This window comes from Duganella sp. S19_KUP01_CR8 (assembly GCF_036688705.1).
In the GTDB taxonomy this organism is placed as follows: Bacteria; Pseudomonadota; Gammaproteobacteria; order Burkholderiales; family Burkholderiaceae_D; genus Rugamonas.
Genome location: NZ_JAQQPR010000064.1, coordinates 1 through 4,399 on the forward strand (window position 1 = coordinate 1; position 4,399 = coordinate 4,399).

Below are 4,399 nucleotides of genomic sequence, written 5' to 3' on the forward strand. Positions count from 1 at the left end.
GATCGGCATGGAGCGGCCGCTGGAAGAACGGCTGCGCGAGGCCACAGTGCTGGTGGTGGACGACATCGCCACCAACATCAAGGTGATCGCCGGCATGCTGGCCGAGGACGGCTACGGCGTGAAGGTGGCGATCTCCGGCAAGAAGGCGCTGGAGATCATCCCGGTGCACCGGCCCGACATCATCCTGCTCGACGTGATGATGCCGGACATGGACGGCTTCGAAGTATGCCGCCGGCTCAAGGCCGATCCCGCCACCGCCGACATCCCGGTGATTTTCCTGTCGGCCAAGGACCAGGCGGAAGACATCATAGGCGGCCTCGAACTGGGCGCGGTGGACTACGTCACCAAGCCGGTCGACCCGGCCATATTGAAGGCGCGCCTGCGCACCCACCTGCGCCTGGCTGGCACCATGGCCGAGCTGCGGCGGCAGAATTCGGCCGTGGCCGACAACGCCCAGCTGCGCGAGGAAGTCGAGCGCCTGAGCCGCTACGACCTGGCCACGCCGTTGGCCGAAGTGCTGGCCGCCAGCGCGCAGCTGATGGCCGAGCCGGCGCTGACGGCGACGCCGGCGCTGCGCGCGCAGCTGGACACGCTGGACCAGGCGGCGCGCCGCGCGCTGCGGCTGGCCGGGCTGTCGCTGGAACTGTGCCGCATCGAACAGGGCGCCTGCCAGCCGCAGGCCGCGCCGGTGGCGCTGAACCCGCTGCTGGCGCGCGCCGCCACCGCCATCGCCGCCAGCCATCCGGTGATGTTGCCGGCGCAGTCCGCCACCTTGCTGGCCGATCCGGCGCTGTGCTCGATGCTGTGCGAGCATCTGTTGTTGAACGCGGCGGCGCACACGCCGGCCGGCACCTCGATCGTGCTGGGGACCACGCTGGAAGACGGCATCTGGGCGCTGACGGTCGAATACGCCGGCGTGCTGCCGGCCGCGCAGCGCGCCTGCCTGCAAGGCCAGGCCGAACGGCCGGCCGGCGAAGAGGCGCTGCCGGTGTACGCGGCGCGCCTGCTGGCGCAGGTGCAGGGCGGCACCTTGGCGGCCCAGGACGACAGCGCCCGCACCCGCCTGCTGCTGCGCCTGCCATCAGCTTGAAAACTCTGCACTCGACATTTGCGCGCTTCCCGGTTAGATTGCCAACGTTGCATGGATATTATGCAAATCTGACTATCAAGCTATAAGGAATAATATGAAACAATACGGCGCGGAATTTTTTGGAACCTTCTGGCTGGTGCTCGGCGGCTGCGGCAGCGCGGTGCTGGCGGCGGCTTTTCCCGGTGTCGGCATCGGCTTGCTGGGTGTCTCGCTGGCCTTCGGCCTGACGGTGCTGACGATGGCCTACGCCATCGGCCACATCTCGGGCTGCCACCTGAATCCTGCGGTATCGATCGGCCTGTGGGCCGGCGGCCGCTTCCCTGCGAATAAGCTGCTGCCTTACATCGTTGCACAGGTGCTGGGCGCGATCGTCGCCGGCGGCGTGCTGTACACCATCGCCAGCGGCAAGGCCGGCTTCGACGTCATGGCCGGCTTCGCCTCCAACGGCTACGGCGCGCATTCGCCGGGCGGCTACTCGCTGCTGGCCGCGCTGGTGACGGAAGTGGTGATGACCATGATGTTCCTGCTGATCATCCTGGGCGCCACCGACGAGCGCGCACCGAAAGGCTTCGCACCGCTGCCGATCGGCCTGGGCCTGACCCTGATCCACCTGATCAGCATCCCGGTCACCAACACCTCGGTCAACCCGGCGCGCAGCACCGGCGTGGCGCTGTACGTGGGCGACTGGGCCACCAGCCAGCTGTGGCTGTTCTGGGTCGCGCCTATCGTCGGCGCGCTGCTGGGCGCGGCGATCTACCGCTTCATCGGCTCGCCGGAAAAAGCGTAAACCGTTTAGCTGGTTTCAACGGCTTCCTGTCAGCATGGGGCGCGCAACGCCGCGCCCCGCTAGCGCCGCCCGCCTCGGCGCGGCGTCGCCCAGCTTGAAGATGCTGACGGCGTCGGCCAGCTTGGCCGCCTGCTCCTGCATCGCATCGGCCGCCGCGGCGGCCTGCTCCACCAGCGCGGCGTTCTGCTGCGTCACATGATCCATCTGCGTAATTGAATTGTTGATCTGCTCGATGCCGTTGGTCTGCTCGCTGCTGGCGTTGCTGATCTCGGCCATGATGTCGGTCACGCGGCGGATGCTGGACACCACCTCCTCCATCGTGCTGCCGGCCTGGCCCACCAGGCGCGTGCCGGCCGCCACCTTGCCGACCGAATCGTCGATCAGCGCCTTGATTTCCTTGGCCGCGCTGGCCGAGCGCTGCGCCAGGTTGCGCACCTCGGACGCCACCACCGCGAAGCCGCGCCCCTGCTCGCCGGCGCGCGCCGCTTCAACGGCGGCGTTGAGGGCCAGGATATTGGTCTGGAACGCGATGCCGTCGATCACGCCGATGATGTCGACGATCTTCTTCGACGAGGCGTCGATCGAGGCCATGGTCTGCACCACATCCGACACCACGGCGCCGCCGCGCTGCGCCACGTCCGAGGCCGAGGCCGCCAGCTGGTTGGCCTGGCGCGCGTTCTCGGCGTTCTGCTTGACGGTGGAGGTCAGCTCCTCCATCGACGACGCGGTTTCCTCCAGCGAGCTGGCCTGCTGTTCGGTGCGCGAGGACAGGTCGAGGTTGCCGGCGGCGATCTGCGACGAGGCGGTGGCGATGGCGTCCGTGCCGTTGCGCACATCGGTGACGATGCGCACCAGGCCGCCCGACATGCGGTGCAGCGCCTGCAGCAGCTTGCCCGGCTCGTCCTGGCTGTAGCCGCTGGCGGCGTGGTCGCTGTGGTCGACCAGGTCGCCGCCGGCCACGCATTCGGCCAGCGCCACCGCCTCGTTGATCGGGCGGGTGATGCCGGCCGTCAGCCACCAGGCGAACGCCACGCTGAAGGCCACCACCAGCGCCGCCATCGCCAGCAGCAGGTTGCGGCTGTCCTGGGCCACCTGGTCGATGCGGACGGCGGCGGCGTCGATTTCCTTGCGCTGGTGCTCCAGCATTTTCTGCAACATGCTTTCATAGACCTTGGCGGCCGGGACGTAGACGCTGTCGAGCAGGCGCGTGGCTTCGGCGGCGTCGCCGGCGGCCTTGGCCTTCATGACGCCGTCGCGCCCGGCGACGTAGGCCTTGCGGGTGTTGACCAGGTCGGCCATCAGCGCCTTGTCGTCGTCGGTGGCCAGTTCCTCGATCTTCTTGATCAGGCCCTGGGCGTAGGCGGTGGAGTTCTTGGCTTCCTCGGCAAAGAAGGTGGCCAGCGACGGATCGGCGCTCTTGGCCACGGCGGTGGTGCGGCGGATGCCGGCGAACACCACGCGGTACCAGTCGGCGATCAGGCGCTCCTTGGCCAGCGGCAGCTCCATCATGGCGCGGGTCGAGGCCGCCACGCCCTGCAGGCGGTAGATACCCAGCCCGGTGTTCAATATCAAAATCGCAAGAATGACAGCAAAACCAAGCGACAAACGCCGTCCTATACTCAGGTCGGTGATCTTCATGACAGTCTCCCCGGAGCTTGCATTGTTGGCTATGGTAACGCCATTCCGGCCCGCCATTCATCTAGTTGAAGTTTAAAATATATTTTCGTTTTCCGTTCCAAATCACAACAAAAATTGCGTTGGGGACTGAGAAAACGTTTACACTTCCGGCTGATATGTACGGCCATTTACATGCCGGGATGAAGACGACCACGAAAAATGAACCAGGCATTCTTAGAACACAGAGCGAAGTACCGGGATATTGTTGCCCGCCGATACAAAGTCACCCCTGAAATGTACGACGAGGTGAGCCGCATGCTGGCGCCGCTGGCGGTGCCGGTGAGCGTGCGCAAGGGCGAGTATTTGCAGCGCATCGGCACGCTGGCCAGCAGCGTCGTATGGCTGCACAGCGGCGTGGCGCGCACCGGCTTCATCACCGAGACCGGCAACGAGGTGACGCTGCACTTCCTGACCGACGGCGAGCCGGCGGCCGCGCACGACGACCTGTTGCGCGCGCGCGAGGACGAGCCTGCGCTCAACTTCGTGGTGGCGGAGACGGCGGTGCACGGCTATCGGCTGGACTGGCTGGAGATCAGCAAGCTGGCGCACAGCAACAACCTGTTGCGCGATTACTATCTGAAGGTATCGGAGCGCGGCATCATCGACCAGAGCCGGCGCCGCTACCTGAGCGCCTCGCCGGCGCAGGGACGGCTGAGCGCCTTCCGCCGCGAGTATCCGGGGCTGGAGCAGCGCATTTCGCAGAAGGTGGTGGCATCGTTCCTCGGCATCACGCCGCAGTACATGTCGCAGCTGCTGCGCAACGACGGCGCGATGTCCAAATAAAACCCGGGGTCAGGTCCCCCATTTTGTCACGAACTGAACCGTAGCCGCTGCTACGGTTCAGT

General features: G+C 66.4%; 4 protein-coding genes. 3 read left to right on the forward strand and 1 reads right to left on the reverse strand.

Translation table 11 applies throughout. From position 1 onward, the window contains the following. Both V6M89_RS30220 and aqpZ read left to right on the forward strand, forming a co-directional pair. On the forward strand, positions 1-1,090 hold a 1,090-nt coding region (locus V6M89_RS30220), incomplete at its 5' end, for a response regulator (protein ID WP_442882017.1). Positions 1,091-1,184: 94 nt separating this feature from the next. Next, positions 1,185-1,877 carry an aquaporin Z gene (gene aqpZ / locus V6M89_RS30225; protein ID WP_332856685.1) on the forward strand — a complete coding sequence of 231 codons (693 nt, stop codon included), beginning with the start codon at positions 1,185-1,187 and terminating at the stop codon, positions 1,875-1,877. Positions 1,878-1,892: 15 nt separating this feature from the next. Here the strand turns inward: aqpZ and V6M89_RS30230 are convergent, their stop codons facing one another. Next, positions 1,893-3,515 carry a methyl-accepting chemotaxis protein gene (locus V6M89_RS30230; protein ID WP_332856686.1) on the reverse strand — a complete coding sequence of 541 codons (1,623 nt, stop codon included), beginning with the start codon at positions 3,513-3,515 and terminating at the stop codon, positions 1,893-1,895. A 273-nt stretch (positions 3,516-3,788) separates the two neighbouring features. On the opposite strand from V6M89_RS30230, the gene V6M89_RS30235 reads away from it, so the two are divergent. Continuing rightward, positions 3,789-4,337, forward strand: a complete 549-nt coding sequence (locus V6M89_RS30235; RefSeq protein WP_332856687.1) for a Crp/Fnr family transcriptional regulator — start codon at positions 3,789-3,791, stop codon at positions 4,335-4,337. Positions 4,338-4,399: the final 62 nt, after the last annotated feature.

What these genes read in the sequence shown, in the direction of transcription:
- aqpZ (WP_332856685.1), top strand. Translation starts at nt 1,185, where the DNA reads ATGAAACAATACGGCGCGGAATTTTTTGGAACCTTCTGGCTGGTGCTC.
- V6M89_RS30230 (WP_332856686.1), bottom strand. Translation starts at nt 3,515, where the DNA reads ATGAAGATCACCGACCTGAGTATAGGACGGCGTTTGTCGCTTGGTTTT.
- V6M89_RS30235 (WP_332856687.1), top strand. Translation starts at nt 3,789, where the DNA reads ATGTACGACGAGGTGAGCCGCATGCTGGCGCCGCTGGCGGTGCCGGTG.